We start from the raw sequence: 26,353 nt of genomic DNA on the forward strand, positions 1-26,353 counted from the left end.
ACCCGGACAGGACCATGCCCCGGACCTCCGGCCGGGGCCACGCACCTCAGGCACGGAAGTGATCCCTCATGCGGATGTATCTGCTCGCGCTGAACCCGACCGACTCGGTCAGCGAGGGATTCCTCCCCGCGGCCGGCCGGCTGGGCATAGACATCACCGTGCTCACCGACCAGCCCGCGGCACACCGCGCCCGCCGTCCGGACCTCGAGGTCCTCGCGTGCGACGTACGGGACTTCCGTGCGGTGATCGGCCGGATCTCCGCCCACCGGCCTCCGGACGCGGTCTTCACCAACAGCGACCATCTGCAGACCCAGGCCGCCCTGGCCGCGGACTACTTCGGGCTGCCCGCCAAGGACTGGCGGGCCGCACTGCGTACCAAGGACAAGGCCGAGATGCGGCGTCATCTGGCCGCACGCGGTGCCGACACGGTCCGCTCGGCGGAGCTGCCCGCCGGGCAGGACCCGGCCGCGGCGCTCGACCGCGCCGGGGTGCCCTTCCCCTGTGTGGTCAAACCGCGCGAGGGTGTGGCCAGTGAGGACGTCGTCCTCGTCGGCGACGGACGGGAGCTTGAGGTGCGCTGTGAGGAGATCCGGACGCGCCGGCCGGGTGCCGCGCTGGTCCTCGAGGAGTTCCTGCCGGGCGGGCTGTACACGCTCGAGACACTGGGTGACGGACGGGTCCGCCATGTGCTGGGCGGCTTCCACACCGAGCTGTCCGCGCCCCCGTACTTCATCGAGGAGCGGCTGACCTACGTCCCCGTCCACCCCCGGCCCATTCAGGACCAGGTACTGGCCCAACTCGACGCCCTCGGGGTCGGCTTCGGGGCCTGCCACACGGAATTCGTGGTGCACGAGGGGCGCGCCCGCATCATCGAGGTCAACTACCGCGCCATCGGGGACCAGTGCGATCTGCTGCTGGCCGAGCTGCTGGGTGTCCCCCTCTTCGAGAACATCCTGCGGACGCATCTCGGAGAACCGCTGCCGGATGATCTCGGGGCGCGCACCGACGGAGCCGCCCGGCTCGACTATCCGTATGCGGACCGCGCCGGAACCCTGGTCGCCGCGCCCGGCGCCGCCGATCTGGAGTCCGACGGTGTCAGGCTGACGTACCGACCGCTGCGGGACGTCGGGGAACGGCATGAACTCCACGGCACCAACCGCGACTTCCTGGGTGTCGTCCGGGCGACCGGCACCGACCGGGAGCGGGTGGACCGGGCCGTGACCACGTTCCTCGCCGCGCAATGCTGGGAGATCGCACCGTGACGGCACCGGCCGCCGGTGCCACGGCGGATGCGGAAGCGGTTCGCGGGACGCGTACGGGCACCGGCGCAGACGCGGACACCCCATCAGACGCGGATACCGAAGCAGGCACGCACGCCGAGACGGAGACGGGCATCACGCCGGGGACGGGCACGGACGAGGCGGCGGACACCGAAGCCGATACCGGCGCCGAGGCGGAGCTGGTCCTGCGCGTCCTGAGCGCGCTGCTGCGCGAGGACGTGCTCGGACTGCGCACCCGGAGCACTGCGGTCAAGGGCCCGGACGGGACCTGGCTGCGGCTCGGGACACCCGGGCCCGACGCGTTGCTGCTGCCGGTGTGCGACGACGGCTTCCAGTGCCGCTGGGCCGCCCGGCGGCCCCTGCTGCGACGGGAGTCCACCGGGGCGCTGCTGACGACCTGCGACGGCATCCTGGCCGCGCTGGGGACCCTCGCAGCCGACGAGGACCGTCCCGGGTTCGACGCGTTCGCCGAGGAGTGCCGGCAGACTCTCGCCACCGTGCGTCTGCACGACGGTTCGCACGAGCAGGTGCTCGGGGCACTGTCCGCTCGCTACGGCGCCGACCCCGCCCACTGGACCGGGCCGGCCGGGTCCCTCGCCCATGACACCCTCGCCGCACGGCTCGACCACCCCGTCTACCCCACCGCTCGCGGCCGGTCCGGGCTCACGCCCGGTTCGCTGCGCGCGTACGCGCCGGAATTCCACCCCCGCTTCGCGCTGCGCTGGCTCGCCCTGCCCAGGGAAGCGGTCACCGTAGCGGGACAGATCGCCTTCCCGCGCCCTTCGTCCCTGGGTATCCCCGGACTCGACGACAGCCACCTCGCACTCCCGGTCCATCCGCTGACGGCCTCCGGGCCGCTGCGGCAGGCTCTGCGCACGGCCGGACTGACCGATCGGGCCGTGCTGGCCCGAAGACCCCACCTGGACGTCGTGCCCACGCTGTCCATGCGCACCGTGGCCCTCGCCGACGACCCCTCACTGCACCTCAAACTCCCGCTGGCCACCTCCACCCTGGGCAGACTCAACCGGCGCACCATCAAGCCGGGCACCCTGGCCGACGGCGCGGCGGTGCAACGGCTGCTCCAGTCCGTGATCGCCCGTGAGCCGCGCTTCCGTGACACCGTGCTGCACGCCGACGAGACGGGCTACGCCCATGCCGGCCATGAGCTGCTCGGTGTGCTGGCGCGCCGCTGGCACGCGGGACTCGACGGCGCGGCCGTCGTGCCGATGGCGGCCCTGCTCGGCCGGGCTCCGGGCGGCCGGCTGGTCGTCGACCATCTCACCGACCGCTTCCACGGAGGTGACACCGCCGCCCTGTTCGACGACGTGCTGTCGCTCCTCATCGACTGGCAGACCATGCTCCTCGGCTACGGAATCGCCCTCGAGTCCCATCAGCAGAACGTGTCGGTGGCGTGGGACGAGCGGGCGGGCAGCCCGCGGATCAGACTGCTGTTCAAGGACAACGACGGGCCGCGGATCAACCGGGTCCGTCTTGCGGCGGCTTTCGGAGGTCCGCCCCCGGAGCTGTCCGCCCTGGACGATCCCCGGATCACCGTCGACGAAGACCGCCCGGTCCTCGATCTGTTCACCACCATCACCGTCCATCTGTGCGCGGGCGCCTACGCGTTCGGGCTCGCCCGGCACGGCCGCGCGGCGACGTCAGACCGGCTGCTGGCGCTCGTACGCACACGGCTCACCGAAGCCGCGGAGCGCCTCGGCACGGGGCCCGGTGAGGCCGGCGCCGTTTTGCGCGAACATGTCCTGGACGCGGCGCAGTTGCCCGTCAAGGCGATGGTCAGCGCGGGAACCCTGCTCACCAAGGACCGTTCGGGAGCGTCCGACATCAACAAGTACTACACGACCGGCCCCAACTATCTGCTGCGGGGAGTGTGACCGCCCATGACGTCCACCCGCTCCTCTGCTCATCAGTCCTCGCACCACCCTTCCGGTCACACTCCGCGGCCACCCGCGCAGCGCCGCGCACCGGCCGGACCGCCCACCGCCGACGAGGCCGTGGCCCACACCCTGCTCAACTGCCTGCTGCGTGAGGTCTCCGGGCCCGAGCACCAGACCGCGGTCATCGACGGCCGTCTGCTGCTGCGTCTGCCACGCCGCGGGGTGCTGCTGCGGGTGGGGCTGCGCCGTACCTCACTGCTCGGGGCGCACCGCTTCTCCGGTCCGGTCGCCGAGCAGACGGACGACGGCTGGGCCGCACTCGGCTGGCAACGGCTGGCGGAGCACATCCATGCGGAGCTCTCCCTGCGCACGGGCACCGGCAACGACGAGTTCCTGGCCCAGGTCGCCTCGAGTCACCAGGGGGTCTCCGCGTCCCTGGCCACCCGCAGGGGGCCCGTCGGCGCGGCCGCGGTCCGGCCGCGAGGCATGGATCCGCTGGCCGCCTATCTCGCCTCGGAGCAGTCCCTGGCCCTGGGCCACCGCTTCCACCCGACGCCCAAGGCCCGGGGCGGTGACCCCGTCGCCTGGGCCGCCTACGCGCCCGAGGCGGCCGCGTCCTTCCCGCTGCGGCTGCTGGCCGTCCGTGACCGTCTGGTCGTCGAGGAGTCGGTGCCGTACACGCCGCCCGGTGAGTACGGCGGAGACCGTGCCGCGAACCCGCTGGAGGCGCTCGACCGCCTCGGTCCCGTCCCGGACGGCTACCGGCTGCTGCCCGCGCACCCCTGGCAATACCGCCTGCTGCGGGACCATCCGGCGCTGCGGGAGGCGCTGCGCCGCGGTGACATCCTCGACCTGGGCAGGGGGCACAGACCGTTCGCCGCCACCGCGTCCGTGCGCACCCTCTACGACGGTGAGGTGTTCCTGAAGTTCAGCCTGAATGTGCGCATCACCAACTGCCTGCGCAAGAACGCCCGTTACGAACTCGACGGCGCGGTCGCCCTCACTCGTCTGCTCGGCCCCGCACTCGCCGACCTGGCCGCACGCTTCCCGGACAGCGGTCTGCTGCGGGAGCCCGGCTACCGCAGCGTCGCCCTTCCGGGTGCGGACGGCACACCCGAGCTCGCCCTGCTCGAGGGCTTCGGGGTGATCGTGCGGGAAGGGCTCGGCGGCAGGCTCCGCCCCGGGGTCACCCCGCTGCTGGCCGGTGCCGTCGCCGACGAGTACCCCGGGGGGCCGGGCCATGTCTCACGGCTGCTGGCCGACGGGGACCCCGGTACAGCCCTCTCGTGGTGGCGCGCCTATCTGGAGCTGCTCGTACCGCCCGTGCTGGCCGCGTACTTCGACCACGGCGTCGTACTCGAACCGCATCTGCAGAACGTCGTCGTCGGCGTGGACGGGGACGGCAGACCGGCCCAGATCCTCTTCCGCGACCTGGAGGGGACCAAGCTGCTTCCCGAGCACCACGCGGACACCCTCGCCGCGCTCGGCCCCGAGATCGGTCGTCCGCTGACCTATGACGCCGACCGCGGCTGGGACAGGGTGGTCTACTGCCTGCTGGTGAACCACATCGCGGAGGTGCTCGCCGCGCTCGCCGATCTGCATCCGGCCACGGAGGTGGCGCTGTGGACACAGGTGCAGCGGACCCTGCGCGCCTACTCCGAGCGGCATGGACGGCCGCCCCGGCTCGTCGCACTGCTGGCGGGCGAACCACTGCCCGCCAAAGCCAATCTGCTCACCCGCTGGGCGCGCAGAGCCGATCGTGAGGCAGGCTATGTCCGCCTGCCCTCCCCGCTCGCCGAGGACGTGCTGTCCGGGGCGATCGCCGCCGACGCCATCTGGAACGCACGGTGAACACCGCCCCCTCGACCACCGATCCGTCGGCCGGCGGTCTGCCGGCCTCCGGACCGCGGCCCGCCCGCCCCTCGGCCTCATGGCTGCCCACCGAGGCGGTGCGCGCACACGCCCTCGCGCTTCCGTCCGGTGAACTCCCCTCTTATATCTACGATCTGACGGCCCTTCGGCGCCATATGGCCACGGTCCGGTCCGCGCTGCCGGACCGTGTCGAGCTGTACTACGCGGCCAAGGCCAACCCCGAGCCGGAGATCCTGGCCGCGCTCGGCCCGTACGTGGAAGGCTTCGAGGTCTCGTCGGGTGGTGAACTCGCCCATGTCGCCCGGGCAGTTCCGGGGCGGCCGCTCGCCTTCGGCGGTCCCGGCAAGACTCCGGAAGAGATCGAGGGGGCCCTGGCGGCGCGCGTGGCACGGTTCCATGTCGAGAGCGCCCAGGAGCTGCGGATGCTGGCGGACCTGGCCGCCCGGGTGGTGCCGGGTGAGCGCGTCGCCGTGCTGCTGCGGTTCAATCTCCCGCTGGCCGAGGCCGCTCTGGAGGGGAGTGCGCTCTCCATGGGCGGACGGCCGACGCCCTTCGGCATCGACCCGTCGGAGGCCGACGCGATGGTGCGCCTGCTCACCGCGGGGGACGCCTTCCCCCAGCTGGAACTGCGCGGGATCCACGCCCATCTCGCGAGCGGCCTCGACGCCGCCGCGCAGATCGCCGTCGCCGAGTCCGTCGTCACCTGGGCCGCAGGCCTCGCCGGGCGCCACGGAACCGTCCTGCGCGAGGTGAACGTCGGCGGTGGTATGTCGGTCGACTACCGCGATCCGGAGGCCGGGTTCGACTGGGCCGCCTATGGAGCGGGGCTGGCCCGGCTCACCGCTTCGCACCCAGGGCTGCGCCTGCGGATCGAGCCCGGCCGTGCGCTGACCGCGTACTGCGGCTGGTACGCCACCGAGGTCCTGGACGTGAAGGGCAGCCACGGCGAGGAGTTCGCCGTGGTCCGCGGGGGCACGCACCATCTGCGCACCCCCGCGACGAAGGGCCACGACCAGCCGTGCGCGGTGCTGCCGGTGGACCACTGGCCGCATCCCTGGCCGCGGGCGGTGTCCCGGCTGGACCGGGTCACGCTGGCCGGTCAGCTCTGCACGCCCAAGGACGTCCTCGCTCGAAGTGTGCCGGCGCCGGGACTGCGGGCCGGGGACCGTGTGGTGTTCGGGCTCGCGGGGGCGTACGCATGGAACATCTCCCACCACGACTTCCTGATGCATCCGCGGCCCGGGTTCCACTTCCTGGACGCCGTCAGCGGTTGAGGCGTCAGTGGTTGAAGCGTCAGCGGTTGAAGCGTCAGCGGTTCATGGGCGGTTGAAGTGACTGAATCCCACTTCGAAGCGCTCGACCGACGTGATCCGCTGGCCTTCCCTGCGCGCGGTTTCCTCTCGGATCAGGCCGGCCCTCTCCTCGCTGTCCCGCATCGCCTGCTCGTCCTCCCACAGGGTCAGCGACACCGCCGTCCCCGAGGACCGGTCGACGAGATAGTAGACGCCCACGAACCCGGGCGCGTCCTGGACCTGCTTGACCACTGCTTCCGAACTCGCCGAAAGATCACCGTGAGCCGGCACGGGCGATCCCTGATAGGTGCTCAGTCTCGCGAACATCGCAGCACCCCTTTCTCGACGACCGGCGACCCGGACAGCCGACGGTCCCGGGACCAGGGTGCCCCCGCGGGCGGCGGGCCGCAATCCGCCGGCCCGCGAGCCGTCGCGGGCCGGGCGCCCCGCCCGCCTGTCCCGGCCGACACAGTGCCACTGGATAGAATCACCGGGTGATCATCGAACGTGCGTACGCACACCGTTTCCCGGACGACGCGGGCGCATGGCCGTGGTCCGTCCCCTGCGTCGGACAGCTCGTCGAGGAGGGCCTGCGCTTCACGGCACCGGTGACCTTCCTGGTCGGCGAGAACGGCTCGGGGAAGTCCACTCTGGTCGAGGCGCTCGCGGAGGGCTTCGGCCTCGACTCGTACGGTGGTTCGCACGACTGGGCCTACGCCTCCCACCGCCCCAAATCGGTGCTGGGACAGACCATCCGGTTCGACGCCGCACCGGGCGGCCGGCGCATGGCCACCAGCTGGTCGGCGCGCAAGGGCTTCTTCCTGCGCGCCGAGACCGCCGTCGACGCCCTGGACCGGGAGGGCTTCGCCCCGGACAGTGTCAGCCACGGCGAGGGCTTCCTCGCCGCCTTCCGGGGGAAGTTCCTGAAGACCGGGCTCTATGTGATGGACGAGCCGGAAGCGGCACTGTCCTTCGCGTCCTGCCTCGAACTCATCGGCCATGTAGACCAGTTGGCGAAGAGCGGCAGCCAGATCATCTGTGCGACGCATTCGCCGCTGCTCACCGCGCTGCCGGGCGCGGACATCATCGAAGTGGGCGAGCACGGCATGCGGCACGTCGAGTGGCACGAGCTCGCCCTCGTCGACCACTGGCGGCGGTATCTCGCGGATCCGCAGGCCTATCTGCGGCACGTGATCGAGCCGCCCGGCCCCGGCGACCGGCCCCGGGCCTGAGGCAGGACCGGGGCCGGTCGCCGGGGCCGGTGCGTGCGACCGGGCCGCGCGGCGGCCGGACACGTGGGCGAGGAGGACTCAGCCGGCCTTGACCGTCCTCACCACCGCGCCGTCGAAGTCGGCGGCAAGGTACCCGGACGCGTTGTACTCGTCCGCCACATAGACGTTGACCGTGGGCACGTTCTCGAAGACCGGGCCGCGGACGATGACGTAACGCATCGTCGGCTTCTCGACGCCGAGTTCCTTGTCGGCCTTCCGGATCAGCGCGGGCAGCACGTCCCACTTCACCTTGGCGACGTCGATCGGTCCCGAGTCCCCGAAGGTGACCGTGCCGCCCGGGCCCTCCTTCGAGGCATAGCCGTTGCGGTACTCGTACCGGTCGTACTTCTTCTTGCTGCCGGGCACGAGCACCTCGGCGATCGCGTACTCCTCGTACACCGTGAACTCGAGGAACTTGGTGGTACGCGTCTTTTCCTTCAGCGCCTTGATCACACCGCGCACACCGGCCGGGGTGAGGAGGTTCTTGGTCTCCTTGGAGGGAGGCAGCGCGACCTCGGTCGGCTTCCGGGCGCCGCCGCCCTCTCCGCCGCCCGCACCGGAGGCGTCACCGGCCCGTGCCGAGGAACCCGGCTGCTGTGTCCGCTCCTGCTTCGCGTCCGCGCCGAAAGGAATGATCCTCAGTGCGACGACCGCCACCGCGGCCACCACCGCCACGGCGCCCAGCACGGCCACCGGCCGCTTCCACTTCGCCGGCGCGGCGGCGGGGTTGCCGCGGTACGCGTCCCCCACGGTGGTGTGCGGGTGGGGCGCGCCGTAGGCACCGCCGGCGGTGGCGGGCACGGGCGTCGGGGCATAGGGGCTGCCGGCGACGGGCGCCATGGGGGCCGAGCCGTACGGGTTGCCGCCGGCGGGTGGCACCGGGGGCGCCGCATACGGATTGCCCGCGACCGGTCCGCCCCCGGGCGTGGCGGACGGCACGGTGGACGGCGGAGCACCGAACCGCTGCTCTGGTGGAGTGGCCGCGTGCGGTGGCGCGGCGGGCGAGCGCAGGGCTTCCCTGCCGGCCTCGGCGAGCATCCGTTCCAGCCGCTCCGCGTCCGGACGCGCCGCGGTGTCCCGCATCAGCAGGGCGTTCAGTACGGGTGTGAACGCTCCCGAGCGCACCGGCGCGGGAATCGGCTCGTCGAGGACCGCGACCAGCGTCGACAGACTGGTGCTGCGGCGCAGCGGATGGGTGCCTTCGAGGGCGACGTAGAGCAGCATGCCGAGCGACCACAGGTCGGAAGCGGGATTGCCCTCCTCGCCGCGGATGCGCTCGGGGGCGATGTACTCGGGCGACCCGATCAGATCGCCCGTGGCCGTGAGGCTGGTCGACTCACGCAGTGCGGCGATACCGAAGTCGGTCAGCACCGGGCTGCCGCTGGGGCGCAGGAGGACGTTGGCGGGCTTCACGTCACGGTGCTGGATGCCCTCCGCATGGGCGGCCCGCAGGGCCGACAGCACGCCCTGGCCGACCTGCAGCGCCTCGGGGAAGGTCAACGGGCCACGGGCGAGCCGCTCGTGCAGCGACTCGCCGGGGACCAGCTCCATCACGATCCACGGATAGGGATCGGCCGCCTGGCCGGAGCTTCCCGAGCCGTCGACGACGTGGTGGATCGTGACCACGTGCGGGTGGGCGAGCCTGGCGAGCGCCCTGGCCTCGCGCAGTACCCGCTCGCTGAGCATCCGCGCCCGGGCGGGGTCCGCGTCCTGCAGCGCGGTTTCCGCGGGACGCACCTCCTTCAGCGCGACCTCACGGTGCAGTACGACGTCCCTGGCCCGCCACACGGTGCCCATGCCGCCGCTGCCGAGCCTGCCCAGCAGCTCGAACCGGTCGTCGACGACCCGTCTGCCGCTCCCCCTGTTGTCCATGGCAGGTCAGCTTACGAGGAAGCGCCGGGCAGTCGCACAGGGGATCCGCCGAGCGGCACGGCGCACCGAGCCCTACTGCGGCGGGGTGCGCCCTTGCCGCTCCCGCCGCCGTACGGCTCACCGTTCCGCGGCTGCCCCGTGGCCGTCTGCGCTCAGTGGCCCGCGAGGAGTTTCACGGCGATGACCGCCACCCCGATCGCCGTGTCCAGCAGCCCGGACGCCAGCGCGCTGAACGGCCCGTTGCCCATACCCAGGCTGCTGCGCCAGCCCCACAGGAACAGGGTGGCGACCTCCACCCCGGCGCTGATCAGCAGCGCGGGGACCAGCCCCAGTACCCCCAGCGCGGATGCGCCGATCAGCAGCAGCGGGCCGACGGCTCCCAGCAGCAGCGGGCTGGACACGAGCAGTGCCGTCCGCATCTCCTGGCGGGTGGCGCTGCGCCCGGTCACCGCCCTGTGCGCCTGCTCATCGGCGACCAGGGTGGCCAGCCAGACCCCGATCGCCGTCACGGCCACGGTGAGCGCGGCCTCGAGGTGGTCGGGCTCCTTCGTCTCGGCGAGGGCCACCACGACGGCGGTCAGGGTGATCGTCGCGTAGATCCGCTCCTTGAGCCGTGCGGCGACGATGTCGCCGGCGCGTGGGGCCGTGGCGACGACCGGCTGCCGGGAGGATCCGGGCTCGGGAGCGGTCATGCCGGAGCGGTCCCGGGCAGAGTGGCCCGGACTCCGGCCGGGATCGGGGTCATCATGGCGCGCCCTTCCGCGGCGGGGATCCGCCGCGCCCGACGTACACATTCCGGTGGCTCACCGTAGCCGACCGGGTCCGCGGACGGCCGAAGCCCCACCGTGGGTTCAGGGTGTCGGGATACCGCCGGGCCGCGCGGGGCGGCCGAAGCGCACCGGGACCCCCGGGGAGTAGAGCACGCTCACCGGCGCACCGACGGGTGCCGAAAGGCCCGCCGCCCGCACCAGGTCCTCGTCACACCCGAGCAGTTCCGCGCGGTGCAGGGGCCAGCGCGGGTGGGTGTTGGGCAGGTACAGCGAGCGTTCGAAGAACGCGTTGTGCATGCCCCAGCGTGCCGTCAGGAAGTGCTCCAGTTCACTCGGTTCGCCGATGCGCTCCCCGACGCGTATCGCGATCCTGCTGTGAGCCCCGCGGGGTCCCGGCCAGCGCCGGGTGCTCGTGTACGTAAGGGTGTCGCCGTCGCGTTCGATGGACATCCGTGACCACAGGTACGGCAGCCTGAACGCGGCGCGGGCGACCGCCACCGGTATCAGCCGGGAGGCGTCGAGCGACCGGAAGACCACACCTCTGCGGCCGTGCGAGTCGACCGAGTACAGGCGGACGTTGGTCTCGGGAAAGGTGCCCAGATAGGGGATGCCCGGCAGCCGGAACCACCCGACCCGGTGCATGCGGAAGGCGACGAGCCCGACGTAGGTGTCACCGTTCAGGGTGTCGGGCACCGTCCCGGCCGGGAGGAGCCCCGCGACCTCGTCCGGGTCGGCCTTCCAGTGCAGGAAGGCGAGATCGAGCCAGGACTGGGTGAGCAGGGGGCGGGCGGTGTCGCCGGGCGGGTCGGGCGTGATGGCTTCCGGGGGCAGCGGGATCAGGGTCACCGGGCCAGTGTTCCAGCCGTGTCCCGGTGGCCCGAGGCCGGGTTGTCCGCAGGCTTGCGAACGGCGGGGAGCCGGAGCCGCCACCGGCTCAGCTGCCCGTACCGCCTTTTCGGTGCGGATACCGCCGGGCTGCTCCTTCTCGCTGCGACTGACGGCTCGAACAACGCCTCGCTTGATCCCGACGGGACAGCCCTTACCTACCGCGCGCCGGCCGCGGCATCGCCGTCCGGCGCTTGCTGCTCCCGAGCGAGCCGGTCGTTGACGTACCAGGCGGCGATTTGCGCGCGTGAGGTGAAGTCGAGCTTGGTGAGGATCCGTTGAACGTGTCCCTCGGCCGTGCGAAGGGCGATGACCAGGCGCGCGGCGATCTCCTTGTTGGACAAGCCCTCGGAGACCAGCTTGGCGATCTGCGTCTCTCTGGGCGTCAAGGGTGACTCTTCGCCTCTCGCCTGCGAGTGCTTGCCGGCCGGAGCCGCGGTTTCGACCGCGTAGTCGACCGCTGTCTGTTCGGAAAGGCCGAATCCGCGCTGGAACGCGGTGTCGTAGCGGTCGTCACCGAGGGCTTCGCGAGCCATGGTGATGTGCTGCTGGTGAACACCTCTCACCAGGTGAAAGAATTCCGGCGATGTGCCGACCGTCTGCCACATGGCGGCGGCTGCACCGAACAGGGTCGCTGCGCGGATATGGCGCGCCTGGCGTTCGTTCACCCAGGCGAGGATGTCGAACGCGAAAGCCATCAGGAACTTGGCGCTGATCCGGCGGCGCGAGTCCAGAGCCTCGCGCGCTGCCGCCTGCGCACGCTCCAGGTCGTGGTCGAGCTCGACGAAGGCGAGGGCCAGCAAGGCCCAGGAGCGCCAGATCACCTCTCCGCGGCGCGCTGTGATGTCCAGTGCTTCCTCGAGGAGGGCAAGGCCCTGCTCGCGCTCCCCCCTGTGCCCGATGAGGAGTCCGTGTATGGACGTCGCGAGAAGCCTGCCGCTGAGGTCGTGCCCCGACCTGAAGGTGGTCATGGCGTCACCTGTGAGCAGCGCGGCTTTCTCCAGGTCCCCTGAGGATGCGGCCTTCATCCCCTCGACGAGCCTCACATACGCGCTTTCGTTCGCGAGGCCGAGCCGTCCGGCCAGTTCGGCGGCCTCGGCGAGCTGCGCCTGTGCGACCTCGCTGTCACCTTGCAGCAGAGCAACCCAGCCATTTCGACGCAAAGCCGAAGCCCGCTCCGGCGAAGGCTCAGAACTTGCTGCCAGCGATTGGTCGAGCCAGTGGCGCGTCATGCTGTTGAAGCCCTGGACGCCCAAGTAGGTCCCCAGCTTGTCGGCCAGGCGCAGTGCGGTGACGGCGTCACCGGGCCGGGTGAGGCAGAAGCCGAGGGCCTCCCGCAGGTTGGCGTGCTCGAGTCGCAGGCGCTCGATCCAGGCCTCTTGGTCCGGTCCCATCCATTCGGCCTGGAATTGCTCCACCATGCGGACGTACCAGTCGCGGTGGCGGCTGCGGACGGCATCGTGCTCGCCGGCCTCAACGAGGCGCGCCTGACCGTACTCTCGTATGGTCTCCAGCATCCGGTAGCGCACGTAGCCGTCGCGCTCGTCGCGGATCAGGATGGATTTGTCGATGAGGGAGAGGACGATGTTCGGTATCTCCTCGGGCGCTACTCCATCACTGGCGCCGGCGTATTCGATCGCGGCCAGATCGAAGCTGCCGGAGAACACCGACGCGCGGGCCCACAGCTGTTGCTCGGACTGCGAGCACAGGTCATGGCTCCAGTCGATCAGCGCCTGCAGCGTGCGCTGCCGCGTGGGGGCGCTCCGCGGGCTGACGGTGAGCAGGCGATAGCGTTCGGAAAGGCGCTCCTCGATCTGACCGAGCGACAGGGCGCGCAGCCATACCACGGCCAGTTCGATCGCCAAGGGTATTCCGTCGAGCGCGCGGCAAAGCCGCGCGATTGCCGCGCAGTCCTGGCTTTGGAGATCGAATTCGGGCAGAACGCCGCCGGCGCGATCGACGAACAGCCTGACCGAGTCGTATTGCACAAGCGCATCCGGCGACGGAACCGCTTCGGGGCCGGGTACCGGCAGCGGGGGAACCACCAGGGTGGTTTCGCCGTACACGCCGAGTGACTGCCGACTCGTCGCCAGGACCCGCACCTGCGGACATGCTCGGACAAGAACATCGACGAACGGCGCACAGTCGTCGATCAGATGCTCACAGTTATCGAGCACGAGGAGCAACTGGCGGGATCCGAGATAGTCGATGAGTATCTCGTTCATCGTGCGCGAAGGCTGGTCATGCAGGCCGAGCTGCGCCGCCGCCGTATGAGCGAGCAGGGACGGGTCGTGCAATTCGGCCAGTTCGACGAGGCGCACGCCGTCTCGGAAATTCCGCCGCATATGGGCGGCCACGTGCAGGGCGAGGCGAGTCTTGCCCACCCCTCCGGGGCCGGTGAGCGTCAACAGCCTGGTGGTTGCCAGAAGCTGTTTCGCGGCAGTCACCTGCTGCCTCCGGCCGACGAAACTGGTGAGGTCAGCCGACAGTCTTCCGGCACCGTCCAGGACGCCGGGCCGAGCTGCAGGGGTCACATTTCGGGAGATTAATCCATCCCCTGACAGTAAGCGAAGTCTACTGGAGAGTAACGCGAGGGAGATGACGGTCCGAGCCGCTCGGAGGCCTGGTATCGGCGTCGGTATACGACGAGTCCGCGGCCTGATCACGCGGGCCCCGCACCCGGGGTTGTCGTGCCGCATGGTCAGGGACCACGGCCGGGGGCGCTCCATGCGTGGGGCCGGGACGCCATGCCGTGCCGGCCCCACGCATGTGTGCTCAGGCCGTGTACTGGTCGAGGAAGGTGGTGATGAGCATCTGCCACTCCTCGGGCCGTTCGACCATGGGCAGGTGGCCGGTGGCTATCTCCACGAGCTTGGCGCCCGGGATGGTGTCCGCGATCTCGTGGTGCAGGCGGGTGGAGGTGAACCAGTCCTGGGTGGTGGAGATGACCAGGGTGGGGGCCTGGATGCGCGGCAGGTCGTCGCGGACGTCGACACGGCTCGCGAGTTCGGCGTGTTCGGGAGTGCCGTCGACAACGCCTGCTGCGGTGCCTTCGACGGCTTGCCGGAGCTGCTCTTGCGGCGTCGCCTCCAGTGCGTCTGCGCCCATGGCCATCATGACCAGGAACTGGGCCAGCAGTTCGCGGTCGCCCGACTCGGCCAGCTTGCGCCAGATCGGCAGGGCGAGGGTGAGACGGTTGTCCGGGTGGGGGAGGGTCGCGGTCAGCACGAGGGCGGTGACGCGCTCGGGGTGGCGGGCGGCGGCGCGCATGGCGACGGCGCCACCGAGGGAGTAGCCGGACAGGGCGAAGGTGTCCATGCCCTCGGCGACGGCGGCGGCGACGAGCTGGTCGGCCAGGTCGTCCAGCGACAGCGGCGCGGTGGAGCGGGGGGTGTCGCCACTGCCGGGGTAGTCGACGCCGACGACGGTGTGACGGGCGGCGAGGCCTTGGAGGATCGGGCCGTAGGTGTTGTCGACGCTGCTGCCGGCGCCGTGGGCGAGGGCGAGTCCGGGGCCGGAGCCCAGGACGGTGCGGGCGAAGGTGGCTTCGGGCAGAGGGCGTGCGGACATGGGGAGTTCCAATCTTCGATGAGTGGTGCCTTGGGTGGGTCTCAGGGGCGCTGCCGGTCGTGGTGAGCGTCGTCCCCGCGTCCCTGGTGGTGCCGCGCAGGACGGGGCGGGTCACGGCCGGGGGTGATCTCAGCGGGCATCAGGGAACTTCCGGATGGGAAGGGGAGACTGCGCAAGTCCCGTCGTCGGCTGCGGCCGACACCGGCCTTTCGTCTGGACCTTGCCGGGCTCGCGCGCCCCGGAGCCCCGGGAAGCACCGGCATCCCGACAGCGCCGAAAAGGCCGTGTGTGGCTCTACCGAACGGGGTGCAACCCCTGAACGCGCGCCCCGGCACCGTGGGACGAGGCCGCTCGTACGGCTCCGGCATGACGAAGACGATCCCCTGTACTTCAATGAGCTCTTATGCGGTGTGTCACGCCACCGAGCCGGCCGCGCAACAGCGCCCCCCCCTCCCGGCCGGCGCATCTCTCGCACACCCCCGGCGGGCGAGGGCAGCCCGCCAGAGGCTTGAGGATTCGCAGGTCTCGGAAGCAGCAGACCCCACCACCGTCCGGCATGCCGCGGTCCTGGGCAGGGTGGGAAGTACGGGTATCACTACCTGTTTCCCGCACTACCCGTCTCGCCCGCACCCGGGCTGGTACCCCGCCGGGCACGGTGACCACGGCGTACGCGTAGGCGTAGGCGTAGGTGGTGCCGTCGACGGCCATCGCGCGCGCCATCAGCCGCACAAGTCGCCACACGAGAAGGGAGAACGCACAGTGCGTCAGTCGACCGTGCGGAACTCCCCGTCCTCGTCGTGACGCGGGGTCGCGCGGGCGAGCAGCACGGCCACGTCGTCCTGTACGCCGGAAGGCAGCAGCCGGTCCAGAACCTGGTCGCAGATCTCGTCCAGCGGGCGGTCGAGCCGCTCCAGCGCACCGGCGAGTTCCTGCATGCCCTGGTCGACGTCCCGGTCACGGGTCTCGATGAGACCGTCGGTGTAGAGCACCAGCAGGCTCCCGGGGGAAAGCGTCACCGGCTCCGTCCGGAAGGCGAGGCAGCCCGTCCCGAGGGGTGTGCCCGACGGGCCGTTCAGGAAGGCGACCGATCCCCGGGGGTCGACCACGGCGGGCGGCGGATGGCCGGCCCTGGCGATCACGCAGGAGCCGCCGACCGGGTCGTAGACGGCGTAGACGCAGGTCGCCATCTCGTTCTCGCCCAGATCGGCCACGGCGCCGTCCAGCGCCCCCATCATGCGGTCCGGCTCGATCCCGTGCCGGGCCAGGGTCCGCACCGCCGTGCGCAGTTGGCCCATGACCGCCGCCGCGTGGACGCCGTGGCCCATGACGTCGCCGATGACCAGCCCGGTCCTGCCGTCGGGCAGGGCGATGACGTCGAACCAGTCGCCGCCCACGTCATGGTCGCTGGCCGGGAGGTAGCGCCCGGTGAGTTCGAGGCCGTTCACCCGGGGCAGCGAGCTGTTCGTCAGGCTGCGCTGGAGCGTGAGCGCCGTCTCCCGCTGGCAGCTGTACAGGCGCGCGTTGTCGATGCTCAGCGCGGCCCGGGCGACGAGTTCGTCGATGAGCACGCAGTCCTGTTCGTCGAACGCCTCTCGCTCGCGGGTGCGCGCCAGCACCACCGCGCCCAGCACGGTGCCGCGGGCGACCAGCGGGACCAGGCGTGCGCAGCGCATCCGGTGGGCGAAGTAGGTGCGCAGCCGCTCGAACTGCGGGCCGGGCATCAGGGTGAGGAGGTCCGACTCGTAGAGGTTCATCGGACGCCCCTCGGCGATGACCTTCTCGTACACCGAGCCCGGCGGGACCTGGAACGTCATGCCCGGGGCAAGCTTCGCCGTGGGAGAGTCGGGATCGGGAAAGGTGGCGGCGAGGCGGCGGACCACGCCGTGGCTGGATGCCGCGGCCTCGTCCGGACCGAGCACCTCCTCCAGCAGCTGCACGTCGGCCGAGTCGGACACCCGGGGCACGAGCAGCTGCACCACCTCCTCCGCCGTCTGCCGCAGATCCAGCGTGGTCCCGATGCGGGTACCCGCCTCGGCCAGCAGGGCGAAGCGCCTTCGTGCCCGCTCGGCCTCGGCCTGGGCCCGCTGCCCCTCGGTGATGTCGATCAGGGAGGCGATCAGTCCGAGCCTGCGGCCGCTGCCGTCCCGCAGCGGGGCGCAGGAGCAGGACCAGGTCCGGTCGTGGTCGGGATCGGCGGGAGTACGGCCGGTGCCGCGCGCGTCGACCACCGGCTCACCGCGGGCGAGGGCCTGCCGCATCACCGTCTCGAGGGCCGCGGTGGTGGCGCCGGGCGCCACCTCGGAAGGCCGTTTGCCCACGTGTTCGGCCGCGGGGACGCCGTTCATCCGGGTCAGTGCGTCGTTGACCCTCAGATAGCGCAGGTCGGGCCCGAGCATGGCGAGCCCGATGGGCGACTGGGTGAAGAGGCCCTCCATCGCCGCCAGCCCGTCGCGCATCCTCAGGACCGCCGACGTCTCCATGGCGATGGCCAGAACACCCATGCCGCCCTTGGTGTCCGGGGAGGGGCAGAGCCACATCTCCATGGGCACGATGTGCCCGTCGCGGTGGCGGACCGGCAGCGCGCCGACGATCTCCTCGCCCGCGATGACCCTCTCGGTCAGCCGGTCGGCGAGCTCCCAGTTGGTCTCGGGGACCAGGATCGGGACCCCGTTCCTGCCCAGCAGTTCCTCGGGGCGGTAGCCGAGCAGTTCACCGGCGGCGAGCGACCATTCGACGACGGTTCCCTCTGCGTCGGTCTTCCAGAGCGCGACCGGGAGGAGTTCGCGGAGCACACCCGCGTACCCGACCGCCGTGGAGAGCCGGTCCGGTACATCGCTCGAGTGCTCGTGGGTGTCCACGCAAACGACCTCACCCCGGGGGCACGGGGCACACCACCGGTCGCTCGGCCCCCGGTGATCTTCCGGCCGAGCGCGGCCGACGGGTCGCGCCGCCGCTGCTCGTACGGAGATTTTCGCCTTCTTTTGTTACGAGATCACCCTATCCAAGGCACTCGTATGAGCAAACGAGACCGGATCCGGACCGGAGAGCGAAAACTGCGGTCAGGCCATTACACACAGTGGCCGCCCGCCATCGTCCATGTTCCCGGCCGTCCGTGTCCGGCCGCCGTCCATGTGCAGCCGTGCCGCTGCCGTGCCGTTCTCGATACGGCGCCGGCTACCGCGCCCCGGCACGCCGGGGTCACGCCGCGCCACGCGTGATGACCGTGAACAGCCCTCCGTCGGGGTCGCGCAGCATGACCCAGTGGCCGGTGTCGTCCGTCACGGGCTCCGTGACGGCACCGCCTCCGAGCCGGGTGGCGGCGCTGACGGCGGCATCGATGTCGGGTACGTAGAAGTACACGTGCCAGCGGGGCCGGATCCGCGGATCGGGAGCCGCCTCGACCGCACCTCCGGTGAGCCGCGCGACCCGGTCGCCCCGGTGCCGCAGCACGACGTGACCGTCCTCGTAAGCCACCTGGCAGCATCCAGGTTGCTCGCCGGCCCAGTCGAACACCTCGGCGTAGAAGATGGCCGCTTCGAAGGCGTCCCTGGTGCGCAGCTCCAGCCAGGCCGGAGCGCGCTCCCGGCCCACGCTCCAGTCGGGGATGACCCTGCCCTGCCAGAAGCCGAAGACCGCACCGTCCCGGTCGGCGGCCAGGGCGGCCCGCCCGGTGCCGAAGCTGATCGGGCCGACGGCGACGGTGGCGCTGCGCTCCCGGATGCGGGCCGCGGTGACATCCGCGTCACCGACGGCGAAATAGGGAACCCATTCGACGGCCACCGCGAGACTGCGCGCCAGGGCGCCGACTCCGGCGAGCGGGGCTCCGTCGAGGAACGCCACGGAGAACTCCTCTCCGAGCCGGGTGGGCCGGAACTCCCAGCCGAGCACGGCACCGTAGAAGTCCTCCGCGGCATGCAGATCGCGTGCCATGAGGCTGACCCAGCACGGAGCGCCGAACACCGCTTGACTTGACGTCGACACGAGCTTGTCAACCCCATTTCGCCGCAGAACGCGTGATTGCCACTGGACCACGCTATCCGCTCATCTGCGGACAATGAGACAACGGCTCCGCTCACCGCCCGGCACCCGTAGCCCGGCGCTCACCGCCTGGCACCCGGCACCGACCGCCCCGTCACTCCCGAACACCGGCCGCACCGGAAACGGAGCACCCCGTACGCGCGGCGGCTCCGGCCGCCCGGCGACCGGGACTGCCGCCCCTCCCGCACATCCGCCGCTCACACCGGCTCCGGCCCGTCCAGAGCACGCAGCCGGGGCAGCAGCTTCTCCCCCGCCCACCGGAGGAACTCGTGCTGGCCGTCGCCACCGATCTGCACCAGCGCCACCTCGGTGAAGCCTGCGTCCACGAAGCGCCGCACCGCTTCGACGGTCGCCGCCGGATCGTCACCGCACGGGATGGCCTCGGCGACGTCCTCGGGCCGTACGAACCTGGTGGCGGCGGCGAACGAGTCGGGATGGGGCAGTTCGGCCATCACCTTCCAGCCCAGGCCGAACCACCGGAACTGCTCATGTGCCCTGCGCACCGCGGCTTCACGGTCGGTGTCGTAGCACAGCGCGAGCTGCCCCACCCGGGGCTTCCCGGCCCCTCCGGCGCGGTCGAACGCCTCCGTGAGCTCGCGCCGCGGTTCGACGGCGATCAGGAGGTCGGCATGGCGGCCGGCGAGACCGCAGGAGTCGGCACCGGAAGCGGCGATGCCGATCGGCGGGAGGACGTCCGGCAGATCCCAGATCCTGGCGGAGTCGACCGTGAAGTGTCCGCCCCTGCGGCTGACGTGCTCACCCGCGAACAGCGCCCTGATGATCTCGACCGCCTCACCCAGCATGCCCAGCCGGACGTCGGCGGGCGGCCAGTCGCCCACGATGTGTTCGTTGAGGTTCTCACCGGAACCGAGTCCCAGCCTGAAGCGCCCCTCCGACAGCAGTTGCAGCGTCGCGGCCTTCTGCGCGACGACCGCCGGGTGGTAACGCATCGTCGGACATGTCACGAAGGACATCAGCGGGATCCGGGAGGTCGCCTGCGCAGCCGCCCCGAGGACGCTCCACGCGTACGAGGAGTGCCCCTGCGAACGCAGCCAGGGAAAGGCGTGGTCGGACGTCACGGAGAAGTCGAACCCGACTTCCTCCGCGTGCACCACATGCTCCACCAGCTGCCGGGGACCGGCTTGCTCCGTCATCATCGTGTACCCGATTTGCACCATGATGCGGGAGTTTCCCATCGCCATCTCGGGGAAACGCCACCGTCAGCCGAAGCGCCGGGACGGCCGACCCCGACCAGTGCCCGGTCCCCCTCACCGGCGCCTGCGTCCCGCCCGCCGTCCGGCGCGTGCGTTTGCCCGGCGGTCCCCCGGGTACCCGGAACGCCCGCCGGCCCCGCCGGTTGCGGCGCCCCACGGGTGGGCGCACGGTGAACAGGGGCCCGGTCCCGCCGGACGGCACCCCTCGTTCCGGCCCGGAAGACGGACCGCCCCGGAGAGGACGGAGATCCCGATGCACAAGGGCAAGACGAGGCAGCTCAAGGGCAAGCTGAAGGAGACCCTGGGCAAGACCACAGGGCGCAAGTCCATGCAGCGGGAGGGTCGCAGCGACCAACTGCTCGGGAAGGCACAGGAGATGGCCGAGAAGGCAGCCGACCGGATCCACAGGAGGACCAAGCACTGAGGGTTTTCCGCCGACGCGCTGCCGGCCGCTCGTCACACGACCCCGGCCGCGTCCGGCCGGCCCGGTCGCGAAGCACACCCGGCACACCCCGCGCTCGGCGGGCCCTTGCCCCCGGCCTCCCCCGGCGGGGGGTGGGGTGCCGCGGACGGCACCCCACGGTTCTCGTACCGTCAGGTGACGGTGGTGGTGCTGAGCACGGGGTTCGGTGCCGGGTAGCAGGACGTCGGCACGTTGACCGTGACGAAGAGGACCGGCACCTTCGCGGTGAAGGTGAGTCCCGGGTTCGCGTAGCTGCTCCCGGCGAGCTGCGTCGTGACGTTCGTGCCCGCCGCCCCGGCTCGCAGATCCAGGTTGACGGTGGGGAGCGTGAAGGTGCTGCCGCCACTGATGGGTCCGGGCACCGTCATGGTGACGGTGTTGCCGCTGACGGCGATCGTCGGTGTGCCCGAGCCCAGCCCTGAGCCGCCCGTGAGGGACTGGCCCGTCAGCGTGGCATTGGCGGGCACGGGCATGCTGAGCTTGATGTTGTTGATGTTCTTTACGGTGTATCCGCTGACGGAGCCCGGCACGGTCATCGTCGAGGGTGCGAGCGCGACCTTGAAGTCGCTGCCCGATGCGACCGACGCGGGTGCGGTGGCGTTGACTCCGCTGGCGACGTCGAAGGTCTGCGCGCCGCCGATCGGCGGGGTCGCCTGACAGGCGAAGGTCAGGGGCGTGTCGGCGGCCGAGGCGGGGGCCACGGCCATGCCGGCGAGCGCCAGGCCGGCGGCCAGAGCCATCGGTAATCGCTTGAGCGTGGGGGCAGGTCTCATCGTCACCCTCCAGGAGTGTCATCAGATAGGGGATGCCGTACGGCGGATACGGCGTCCAAACGCTGCGGCGACGCGTGGTGCGAAAGTGTCCCGGAGGCAGCCCGGAGGCGGGGTGACGTGCCCGAGCACGCACCACGGTCGGGTGGAGCCCACCCGGTGGAGCGCGTGTCTGCCCTGGCGCGCCGATGACCGGCTTCTTCCTGGATCTCCGCCCTTGGGGCCCTCGGGCCACAGGAGTGGTACGCAGACGAGCTCTATTGACGCATGCATGTCACCACGCACGGAGCCCGAAGTCCAGGGCCCTGCGCGGATGGATTCCCCGGGAGGCTTCAGCCCCGAGGCGCCGCTCCTGCGAGGGCATCCAGGAGCGTGCCCATCGTCAGTCCCGGTAGGTCGAGGCGGGCGGGCGGCCCGGCCCTGTCCGGGGTGGCTCGAAGAGGCACATCGAACGCCGGGCGAGGGTCACTTGCAATCCTGACGGGCACGCGCACCCGCCCGCGTGCGGCCCGCCACAGGGGCGCGGTCCGGATGCCGCCGCAGATACTCACCCTCGAGCTCCGTCATCCGGAGCGTGTGCGTGGCCAGGGCATCGTCGGATCCGTGCAGCAGGGTTTCATGGCGTGTCCGATGGACCGCTTCCAGCTCCTTGAGCAGCTGGGCTTCCTCCAACTGCTCCGGCGCCACCCCGCGGCTCTGTTCGTTCATGACGCGCACCTCCTGGTTGCTGTGATTCCTGTGTACGGCGGACCCGGCCACCCCGCGACCGCGATGGCGCCGCCGACGCACGGAACCGCGGCCACCTCCCCACCCGGGACCCGCCGTGAGGCAGCTCACGGCACCCCCGATCGACATTAAATAGGAGTATCAGATGCACATTTGATAGTGTCCTGGCATGCGGCTGACGAAGTTCACGGACCTGGCACTGCGCGCCGTCATGCGCCTCGCAGTCTCGGAGAACGGCGAACCGCTCACCACGCGCGAGGTGGCGGACGCGGTGGACGTGCCGTACACGCACATGGCGAAGGTCATCGCGCGACTGCAGCACCTCGGCGTGGTGGAGGCACGGCGAGGACGCGGTGGCGGACTGGCGCTCGCCGAGTCCGGGCGCCGGGCGTCGGTCGGCCGACTGGTGCGCGACCTCGAGGGCGAGGAGGAGGTCGTCGCCTGCGAAGGCGACCCACCGTGCCCTCTGCGCGGAGCATGCCGCCTCCGGCACGCTCTGCGCGACGCCCAGGAGGCCTTCTACGCCACGCTCGACCCGCTGACCGTCCAGGACCTCGTGGCCGCACCCACCGGACCGGTACTGGTCGGACTAGTCGGACGCCCTCGGCCCTAGGGGGCTTCTGACGGATCTCCGCGGCGTCGCGACGCCCGGCCCTCACTCTCGCCGCACCGGCCGAAAGCCCAAGTACATCCAGTACGAGGGCTTCCAACCGGCACTCCGAGAGCACGCACCGGACGCCGCTCCTTCCTCCACGGAGACCCATCAGAAACCCCCTAACCCCTCTCGGCGACCGGCAAACCGCCAACCACAGGCGAACCAACCACCACACCCCCACCCCTCCCTTCTTCGCGCCTTCAAATGCGAAGATCATCTACCAATTAGGAGACTTCGTGCTGTCCGAACAGTCCGCCCCGGTCGTCCGCACCACCCTGCCCGTCGTCGGGGCCGCCATCGGCGAGATCACCGAGCTCTTCTACCTCCGGCTTTTCGAGGAGAACCCCGCACTGCTGCGCGACCTCTTCAACCGCGGAAACCAGGCGAACGGGGGGCAGAAGCAGGCCCTGGCCGGCTCGATCGCCGCCTTCGCCGGCATGCTGCTCGAGCGCCCCGACAGCCGGCCCGACGCCATGCTCATGAGGATCGCTCACAAGCATGCCTCGCTGGGCATCACTTCCGACCAGTACAAGCTGGTCCACCGTCATCTCTTCGCGGCGATCGGCGAGGTGCTCGGCGGCGCCGTCACCGCCGAGGTGGCCGCTGCCTGGGACGAGGTGTACTGGCTGATGGCCAACGCCCTGATCGCCGTCGAGGCCCGGCTCTACCGCGAAGCCGGTGTGGCCGAAGGCGACACCTGGCGGCCGGTGGTGATCGCCGAGCGCCGGGAGGAAGCCGCCGGTGTCGTCTCCCTGACGCTGGCCCCCGCCGACGGCCGGCCTCTCGTCGACTCCCGGCCGGGACAGTACATCAGTGTTCAGGCCGAACTCCCCGACGGCGCACGCCAGATACGCCAGTACAGCCTCTCCGCCGCACCGGGCCGCGCGCAGTGGCGCATCACGGTCAAGCGCGTCACGGGAGATCCGGCGCCGGACGGGGAGGTGTCGTCCTGGCTGCACGCACATGCCCGGCCGGGCGACGTCCTGACCGTGTCCGCACCCTTCGGCGACCTGGTCCTGCCGCCGGGCGACGGCCCCCTCCTGCTCGCCTCCGCGGGGATCGGCTGCACACCGATGCTGTCCATGCTCGACCATCTGGCCAGGACCGGTTCACGGCGGGCGGTGACGGTCGTCCATGCCGACCGCAGCCCCGGGGATCACGCCCATCGCGCAGAACTCCTCGGACTGGTCGGGCGGCTGCCCGGGGCGAGACTGCGGCTCTGGTACGAGCACCCGGGCGACCAGGCACCGGAGGCACTGTCCGGCCTGGCGGACGCCCATGCGCTGGACCTGCCGGACGATGTGACGGCCTATCTGTGCGGGCCGCTCCCCTTCATGCGCTCGTTCCGCGGTGATCTGCTGCGCCGCGGCGTGCCCGCCCGGTCGGTCCACTACGAGGTGTTCGGGCCCGACCTCTGGCTCGGCCACCAGTGACGACGGGCCGGCGGCGGACACCCTCGCGCTGTCCGGCGGGCGGTTCACGGCTCCCCTGCGGGTCGGACGGCTTCACGGCCGCTCTCGTCGCGGTAGGGCGGCTTTATGGCGCGGAGGACCGCGACGGCGCCCTGTGCACCCGGGCGAGCATCAGCACGGTGTCGTCGTCCGGCGGATCGGGAAGCAGGCGCGCCAGGACGCGGTCCGCCGTATCCTCCAACTGCCCTGAATTCTTGCGCAGTTCGGCGCTCACCGCGGCCAGGCCCGCGTCAAGGTCCTGGCCGCGGGTCTCGATGAGACCGTCGGTGTACAGGGCGAGCACGGCACCGTCCGGCAGCTCGACCTCGGTCGTGGCGAAGGGGTGGCCGCCGACCCCGAGAGGCACTCCCAGGACGTCGCGGATCGCCTCGACCGCGCCGTCCTGGTGGAGCACGAGGGGAGGCGGGTGTCCGGCGCTGGCGATCCGGGCCCGGCCCGTCAGCGGGTCGTACACGATGCAGAGACAGGTCGCCAGTTCGATGCCGGCTTCCTGGGCGCAGTGGTCGAGTTCGGCCAGCAGTGCGCCCGGCTCCTGGGTGTACCTGGCCAGCGCCCGGGCGCTGATACGCAGCCGCCCCATGGCCGCGGCAGCCGGCACACCGTGCCCCATAACGTCACCGACGACCAGGGCGACACGCCCGTCGGGCAGGTCGATCACGTCGTACCAGTCGCCGCCGACCTCGGTGATGCGGCTGCCCGGCACATAGCGGTGGGCGACTTCCACATGCGGGCTGGCGGCCAGGGCGCTCGGGAGCAGCGCCCGCTGCAGGGTGAGCGCGATGTCCCGCACCTGGTTGTACAGACGTGCGTTGTCCAGGCAGAGGGCGGCGCGGGAGGCGAGCTCGGCGGCCAGACTGAGATCGTCCTCCGTGAACGCCGGACGGGCCGCGGAGCGTCCGAACATGGTGAGCCCCTGCACCGTGCCCCGGGCGACCAGCGGGGCGATGAGGATGCAGTCCAGACCGCTGTCCCTCAGCAGCTGGGCGCGTTCCTCACGGACGACGTTGCGGGCCACGAACTCGTCGTTCACCGGGACGGAGAGCGGTCGGCCCGTGAGCAGCATCCGGTGGATGGCGGAGCCGGGCGGGTACGTCACACGCTCGACGCCGCCCACCACCTCGGTCGCGGGCGGGGGCAGTACGGTTCCGAAGGCGATCCGGCGCGTGATCAGTGGCAGCCCGGGGTCGAACGCCAGGGTTTCGTCCATCCACTCGACGATCTCCACCACGGATGCGTCGCAGAAGCCGGGGACCGCCACGTCGACCAGCTCCTGGGCGGTGACGTCCACGTCCAGCGTGGTGCCGATGCGTGCCGCGGCCCGGTCCAGCAGCCCGAGGCGCTGACGACCGGCGGTGGCTTCCCTGATGGCCCGTTCCCTGTCGGTCACGTCCACCATCAGTCCACCGAGCCCCGAGCGGGTGCCGACCGCCCGGTTGAGCGGGAAGAAGCTCACGGACCGGACCTGGTCACGGTCCGGACGCCCGGGCGTGCGCAACCCCACCAGGGCTCCGACGACGGGCCTGCCCTCCGTCGCGACCGCGCGGAGCATGCGCAGGTAGTCGCCACCGTCGGAAGTGACCATGATGTCGTCCATTCGCCGCCCGAGGTGCTCCTGGACGGAGAGTCCATCCATGTCGGCGAGCGCCTGGTTGAGATGGATGTAGCGCAGCTCGTCGTCGAGCATGACCAGACCGATGGGGCAGGTGACGAAGAGCGTGTCGAGGAAGGCCAGGTTGTCCTTGACCCGGTCGAGCTCGGAACTGGGGCTGGCCAGACCCATGACCACCGAGCGGCCCGATGAGCCCGTCACGGGGAAGACCCGGAAGCCACAGCCGAAGACCGTTCCGTCCCGGTGGCGCGCGGACAGCCTTCCCCGCCAGTAGCCCAGCGCCCGGCCACGCTCCGCCAGCCGGCCCGCCGTGGCCTGGGCACCCGGCGGCTCGTCCGCGAAAATCATCCCCGCGGGCCGGCTCAGCGCCTCCGCGGCGTCGTGGCCGAACAGCTCCTGGGCACCCGGCCCCCAGAAACAGATCTCGTCGCCCTCCCCGATGCCGAAGACGGCGACCGAGACATGCTCCAGCAGCGTCCCGGGCTCGGACCGGAACGGACCGGGAGCCTGCTCGCCCCCCAGCCGATCCGATGCCACCAGCGGTCTCCCTTCCGTGACCACACCTTGCGGGCGCGTCCTCGGCACGCGCGGTCCGGATCAGGCCGAGCCGGGCGAGCCGGGGCTCCGTTCCGGGTTCCGCCTCGCGGGCGCGGGACGGTACTCGAACACGCTCGTCCTCCATTGTGCGGATTCCGGTTC

At 71.3% G+C, this 26,353-nt stretch carries 20 protein-coding genes; 8 read left to right on the forward strand and 12 right to left on the reverse strand.

What is annotated here, in order from left to right; genetic code table 11:
- Nucleotides 1-68: 68 nt before the first annotated feature.
- From ACTWOL_RS02375 to ACTWOL_RS02390, 4 genes are read left to right on the forward strand one after another with little or no spacing between them, the layout of a single operon-like run.
- Nucleotides 69-1,262 (forward strand): ATP-grasp domain-containing protein, encoded by a 1,194-nt coding sequence (locus ACTWOL_RS02375; protein WP_474293776.1) that lies wholly within the window; start codon nucleotides 69-71, stop codon nucleotides 1,260-1,262.
- Nucleotides 1,259-3,172 (forward strand): IucA/IucC family protein, encoded by a 1,914-nt coding sequence (locus ACTWOL_RS02380; RefSeq protein ID WP_474293778.1) that lies wholly within the window; start codon nucleotides 1,259-1,261, stop codon nucleotides 3,170-3,172. The genes ACTWOL_RS02375 and ACTWOL_RS02380 overlap by 4 nt, the downstream gene beginning before the upstream one ends.
- A 6-nt stretch (nucleotides 3,173-3,178) precedes the next feature.
- Nucleotides 3,179-5,026: an IucA/IucC family protein gene (locus ACTWOL_RS02385; protein ID WP_474293780.1), complete on the forward strand. Its 1,848-nt coding sequence runs from the start codon at nucleotides 3,179-3,181 to the stop codon at nucleotides 5,024-5,026.
- The gene (locus ACTWOL_RS02390; RefSeq protein WP_474293782.1) at nucleotides 5,023-6,321 is read left to right on the forward strand and encodes a type III PLP-dependent enzyme; all 1,299 of its coding nucleotides are present in this window, start codon (nucleotides 5,023-5,025) and stop codon (nucleotides 6,319-6,321) included. Before ACTWOL_RS02385 ends, ACTWOL_RS02390 begins: the two co-directional genes overlap by 4 nt.
- Before the next feature lie 42 nt (nucleotides 6,322-6,363).
- On the opposite strand, the gene ACTWOL_RS02395 is transcribed toward ACTWOL_RS02390, so the two are convergent.
- A complete protein-coding gene (locus tag ACTWOL_RS02395) occupies nucleotides 6,364-6,666 on the reverse strand; it encodes a hypothetical protein (protein WP_474293784.1) in 303 nt (100 codons plus the stop codon).
- A gap of 167 nt (nucleotides 6,667-6,833) precedes the next feature.
- Between ACTWOL_RS02395 and ACTWOL_RS02400 the strand changes: the two genes are divergently transcribed.
- Nucleotides 6,834-7,571 carry an AAA family ATPase gene (locus ACTWOL_RS02400; RefSeq protein WP_474293786.1) on the forward strand — a complete coding sequence of 246 codons (738 nt, stop codon included), beginning with the start codon at nucleotides 6,834-6,836 and terminating at the stop codon, nucleotides 7,569-7,571.
- Between the two features lie 78 nt (nucleotides 7,572-7,649).
- Here ACTWOL_RS02400 and ACTWOL_RS02405 read toward each other — a convergent pair whose 3' ends face one another.
- From ACTWOL_RS02405 to ACTWOL_RS02440, 8 genes are all read right to left on the reverse strand, one after another.
- Nucleotides 7,650-9,482: a serine/threonine-protein kinase gene (locus tag ACTWOL_RS02405; RefSeq protein ID WP_474293789.1), complete on the reverse strand. Its 1,833-nt coding sequence runs from the start codon at nucleotides 9,480-9,482 to the stop codon at nucleotides 7,650-7,652.
- A gap of 152 nt (nucleotides 9,483-9,634) precedes the next feature.
- The gene (locus tag ACTWOL_RS02410; protein WP_474293791.1) at nucleotides 9,635-10,174 is read right to left on the reverse strand and encodes a hypothetical protein; all 540 of its coding nucleotides are present in this window, start codon (nucleotides 10,172-10,174) and stop codon (nucleotides 9,635-9,637) included.
- Between the two features lie 159 nt (nucleotides 10,175-10,333).
- Entirely contained in the window at nucleotides 10,334-11,092 is a 759-nt protein-coding gene (locus ACTWOL_RS02415) for a YqjF family protein (protein ID WP_474301078.1), read from the reverse strand.
- 203 nt (nucleotides 11,093-11,295) lie between these two features.
- The gene (locus ACTWOL_RS02420) at nucleotides 11,296-13,584 is read right to left on the reverse strand and encodes an ATP-binding protein (RefSeq protein ID WP_474293793.1); all 2,289 of its coding nucleotides are present in this window, start codon (nucleotides 13,582-13,584) and stop codon (nucleotides 11,296-11,298) included.
- A 328-nt stretch (nucleotides 13,585-13,912) separates the two neighbouring features.
- Entirely contained in the window at nucleotides 13,913-14,707 is a 795-nt protein-coding gene (locus ACTWOL_RS02425) for an alpha/beta fold hydrolase (protein WP_474293795.1), read from the reverse strand.
- Nucleotides 14,708-15,471: 764 nt separating this feature from the next.
- Nucleotides 15,472-17,565: a SpoIIE family protein phosphatase gene (locus ACTWOL_RS02430; RefSeq protein ID WP_474293797.1), complete on the reverse strand. Its 2,094-nt coding sequence runs from the start codon at nucleotides 17,563-17,565 to the stop codon at nucleotides 15,472-15,474.
- Between the two features lie 340 nt (nucleotides 17,566-17,905).
- The gene (locus ACTWOL_RS02435) at nucleotides 17,906-18,637 is read right to left on the reverse strand and encodes a VOC family protein (protein WP_474293799.1); all 732 of its coding nucleotides are present in this window, start codon (nucleotides 18,635-18,637) and stop codon (nucleotides 17,906-17,908) included.
- A 305-nt stretch (nucleotides 18,638-18,942) separates the two neighbouring features.
- Complete coding sequence (locus ACTWOL_RS02440; RefSeq protein WP_474293801.1) at nucleotides 18,943-19,923, reverse strand: LLM class F420-dependent oxidoreductase; 981 nt, start codon at nucleotides 19,921-19,923, stop codon at nucleotides 18,943-18,945.
- Between the two features lie 289 nt (nucleotides 19,924-20,212).
- Between ACTWOL_RS02440 and ACTWOL_RS02445 the strand changes: the two genes are divergently transcribed.
- On the forward strand, nucleotides 20,213-20,383 hold the full coding sequence (locus tag ACTWOL_RS02445) for a CsbD family protein (protein ID WP_474293803.1): 171 nt from the start codon (nucleotides 20,213-20,215) through the stop codon (nucleotides 20,381-20,383).
- 170 nt (nucleotides 20,384-20,553) lie between these two features.
- Here ACTWOL_RS02445 and ACTWOL_RS02450 read toward each other — a convergent pair whose 3' ends face one another.
- Both ACTWOL_RS02450 and ACTWOL_RS02455 read right to left on the reverse strand, forming a co-directional pair.
- Nucleotides 20,554-21,195, reverse strand: a complete 642-nt coding sequence (locus tag ACTWOL_RS02450) for a cyclodehydratase (protein WP_474293805.1) — start codon at nucleotides 21,193-21,195, stop codon at nucleotides 20,554-20,556.
- Nucleotides 21,196-21,657: 462 nt separating this feature from the next.
- On the reverse strand, nucleotides 21,658-21,900 hold the full coding sequence (locus ACTWOL_RS02455) for a DUF6158 family protein (RefSeq protein ID WP_474293807.1): 243 nt from the start codon (nucleotides 21,898-21,900) through the stop codon (nucleotides 21,658-21,660).
- A 187-nt stretch (nucleotides 21,901-22,087) separates the two neighbouring features.
- Here ACTWOL_RS02455 and nsrR point away from each other — a divergent pair, with 187 nt between their 5' ends.
- The gene (gene nsrR, locus ACTWOL_RS02460; RefSeq protein ID WP_474293809.1) at nucleotides 22,088-22,531 is read left to right on the forward strand and encodes a nitric oxide-sensing transcriptional repressor NsrR; all 444 of its coding nucleotides are present in this window, start codon (nucleotides 22,088-22,090) and stop codon (nucleotides 22,529-22,531) included.
- Nucleotides 22,532-22,809: 278 nt separating this feature from the next.
- Nucleotides 22,810-24,006, forward strand: coding sequence for a globin domain-containing protein (locus ACTWOL_RS02465; RefSeq protein WP_474293811.1), 1,197 nt, complete (start codon nucleotides 22,810-22,812; stop codon nucleotides 24,004-24,006).
- A 103-nt stretch (nucleotides 24,007-24,109) separates the two neighbouring features.
- Here ACTWOL_RS02465 and ACTWOL_RS02470 read toward each other — a convergent pair whose 3' ends face one another.
- On the reverse strand, nucleotides 24,110-26,191 hold the full coding sequence (locus tag ACTWOL_RS02470; RefSeq protein WP_474293813.1) for a SpoIIE family protein phosphatase: 2,082 nt from the start codon (nucleotides 26,189-26,191) through the stop codon (nucleotides 24,110-24,112).
- Between the last annotated feature and the right edge of the window lie 162 nt (nucleotides 26,192-26,353).

The sequence above is a fragment of the Micromonospora sp. IBHARD003 genome, from assembly GCF_056106285.1.